Source organism: Aminobacter sp. P4_D5 (assembly GCF_056401815.1).
In genome coordinates this window covers 1-1735 of the sequence record NZ_JBFUIP010000351.1, presented here as the reverse complement: position 1 = coordinate 1735, position 1735 = coordinate 1, and the positions used below count along the sequence as shown (strand labels likewise).

Sequence of the window (1735 nt, the reverse complement as noted above, 5' to 3'; positions counted from 1 at the left end):
CCTCAGTGACGACGGCCATGCAGGTCTCGTCGCCGAGCGCCTTCTGAAAGGCGGCGAGGTCCGGACAGTCGATCGCGTGGACACCTGCATCTCGCAGCAGCGCCTTCGCCACCGCGGCGTCCCTTCCCTTGGGGGCAAGCACCAGCGCGTGATGGCTGAATGCGGGGCTATTCGGCATCGGGCTTATCGGGTCTCGACAGCAGAGGCATCTCGGCGCCCACGAAAGTGGGAACCCCGCGCAGGACGCCCTGGAACTCGTGCAGCGGGCGCCCAACGTTGATGCCCTTCACGCCGATACGGAACTCGCGGATCGTGTCCTCGTGGAAGCCCGTGCGCTTCTTGATAACGGACACGGCGCGCCGCACCTCGCCGCGCGATTCGAAGTAACGCAGCAGGATCACGGTATCGGCCAGATAGGTCACGTCGACCGGCGACTGCATGTCGCCCACGAGTCCGTGCTGCGCCACGGTCAGGAAGGTCGAGGCGCCCTGGCGGTTGAGGTATTGCAGCAACTCGTGGATGTGGAGGATGAGCGAGTTCTCCTCCGGCATGGCGGCGCGGTAGCCGTTGAGGCTGTCAATCACGACGGTCTTCGCGCCGGCCTTGGAAACGGCTTCGCGCACGCGGTGGGCGAACTCGCCGGGCGAGAGCTCCGCGGCATCCACCTGCTCGATGGACAGAGCGCCAGCGTCCCGCATGGCCTCGAGGTCCAGCCCCAACTTGCGGGTGCGCTCGAAGAGCAGGCCCAACTCCTCGTCGAAGACGAAGAGGGCCGCCTTCTCGCCGCGCGCCACAGCGGAGGCGATGAACTGGAAGGTGAAGGTGCTCTTGCCCGTGCCGGCGGGGCCGAGCACCAGCGTGCTGGAGCCCTGGTCGACGCCGCCGCCGAGCAGCGCGTCCAATGCGGGGATCTGGCTGGTGACCTGCTGCCGCTTGAAACCGATGCGGTGCTCGGAGGCCACCAGGCGCGGGAAGACGGCCACGCCACCCGTGCGGATGGTGAAGTCGTGATAGCCGCCGCGGAAGACCTGCCCGCGATATTTCGCGACGCGGAGGCGGCGGCGCTCGGCGCCATAGTCGGGCGCCAACTCCTCCAGCCGGATGACGCCGTGCACCACGCTGTGCACGGTCTTATCGGCCTTGTCGGAGGTCATGTCGTCGAGCAGCAGGACGGTCGCGCCCTGCCGTGCGAAATAGTGCTTCATGGCCAGGATCTGGCGGCGATAACGGAGCGAGCTCTGGGCCAGCAGGCGGATCTCCGAGAGGCTGTCGAGCACGACGCGGTCCGGCTTCTCGCGCTCGAAAGCCTCGAAGATGACCTTGATCGTCTCGCCGAGCTCGAGGTCCGAGGAATAGAGCAGGCTCTGTTGATGGTCCGAGTCCAGCAGGCTCTCGGGCGGCGTCAGTTCGAGGACGGTGATGCTGTCATCGAGGGTCCAGCCATKCGAGGCGGCGCCATCGCGCAGCTCACGCTCGGTTTCCGAAAGGGTAAAGTAAAGCCCGCGCTCGCCCTGCTTGGCGCCCTCCAGAAGGAAGCTCAGAGCAATGGTGGTCTTGCCGGTACCCGGATTTCCTTCGAGAAGAAATACGTGACCTGGAGAAAGCCCGCCTGCCAGGATGTTGTCCAGACCCGAGACGCCSGTCTTGGATTTTGCTTCCGTTCGGACGGACTCCATAKAGTTACTCCTCTCCTTCTATCTATAMTGAATCTATTTTGGCGAAAGGSGCGGATAAG

The 1735-nt window shown here is 65.0% G+C and carries 1 protein-coding gene; it reads right to left on the bottom strand.

The genetic code is table 11. From position 1 onward, the window contains the following. Positions 1 to 167: 167 nt before the first annotated feature. Positions 168 to 1676, bottom strand: coding sequence for an ATPase domain-containing protein (locus AC1DWF_RS31765; RefSeq protein WP_476842535.1), 1509 nt, complete (start codon positions 1674 to 1676; stop codon positions 168 to 170). Between the last annotated feature and the right edge of the window lie 59 nt (positions 1677 to 1735).